Raw genomic sequence first — 1,467 nt, forward strand, 5'->3', positions numbered from 1 at the left:
CGCCGTTTGCAAAAACCGAGTAACCTTGCGCCACTTTCATTGGCGTTAAGCTACCCGCACCCAAGGCTATAGTTTCTGAGCGAGGCACTTCGTTGATATCGAATCCAAAGCGAGTTAGGTACTGACGAGTTTCATCCAGACCCACTTCACGTAAGGTACGAACCGCCATTACGTTTTTCGATTGCGCTAAGCCAATGCGAAGGCGAGTTGGACCACCGTAAGTTGGAGGTGAGTTCTTTGGTCGCCATGCAGAGCCTGAACCTGCGTCCCATTTGTTGATTGGCGCGTCGTTGATCAGAGTTGCTAACGTTAGGCCTTTATCGATAGCGGCTGAGTAAATAAATGGTTTGATACTAGAACCAACCTGACGCACGGACATGGTTGCGCGGTTAAACTTGCTGTGAACAAAGTTAAAACCACCTACCAGTGACAAAATGCCACCATTTTCAGGATTCATCGCGACAAATGCGGTGTTCGCGCTAGGCACTTGGCTTAGCTTCCAGCTGCTTTGAGTGTTGCCATCTTCATCGGTGGTCGTTAGCTCGCGAACCCAAATTTGTTCACCTGCAGCTAAAACCTCTTGTGCAGATTTTGGTGTTGAACCTTGACGGTTATCGGTGAGGAATTTGCGTGCCCAGTTCATGCCAGTCCAAGGGATGGTTTGTGCGTCGTTATTTTTCACAACAACTTGCGCCGTTTTGCCTTCCACTTTTGTCACGACAGCAGGGTAAAGATCGCCGTAAGTTGGCTGGCCTTTTAGATGCTTCTCAATTTGTTCTGCATCCCAAGCGGCTTCCCCTTCTTTCCACAACACTTTTTCTGCGCCGCGGTAGCCATGACGCTCGTCATAAGCCATTAGGTTGTTTACCGCAGCCTTATTGGCAGCGTCTTGCAGTTTAGAGTCAACCGTCATGTAGATATTCAAACCCGACGTATAGGCTTTCTCTTCACCGTACTCTTTTACTGCCCATGCACGTGCAAGTTCGGCAACGTAAGGCGCAGACACTTCAATTTCTGCACTGTGGTAACGAGCAATGATTGGTTCGTTACGTGCTTCATCGAATTGTTCTTGCGTAATGTATTTTTCATCGAGCATACGCATTAGCACAACGTTACGACGTTTTGTTGCACGTTCTAGCGAGTATATTGGGTTCATGGTTGAAGGTGCTTTTGGCATCCCCGCCAGTGTCGCAATTTCACTAAGCGAGAGCTCATTTAAGCTCTTACCAAAATACACCTGAGCTGCTGCACCAAAACCGTATGAGCGATAGCCAAGGAAGATCTTGTTAACGTAAAGCTCCATGATCTCTTGTTTGCTCAGCAGTTGCTCAATGTGAATGGCAATGAAGATCTCTTTGATCTTACGCATTAGTTTCTTCTCGTTGGATAAGAAGAAGTTACGCGCTAGCTGCTGAGTGATGGTACTCGCCCCTTGCTTTGCTGAGCCGGAAAGAGCAACCACGACAG

1 protein-coding gene is annotated in these 1,467 nt (G+C 47.9%); it reads right to left on the reverse strand.

The features are described from left to right. The coding region (locus R7R78_RS23935; protein WP_225474357.1) for a penicillin-binding protein 1A at positions 1-1,467 on the reverse strand (1,467 nt) is incomplete at both ends.

Source organism: Vibrio sp. 2134-1, assembly GCF_033339495.1.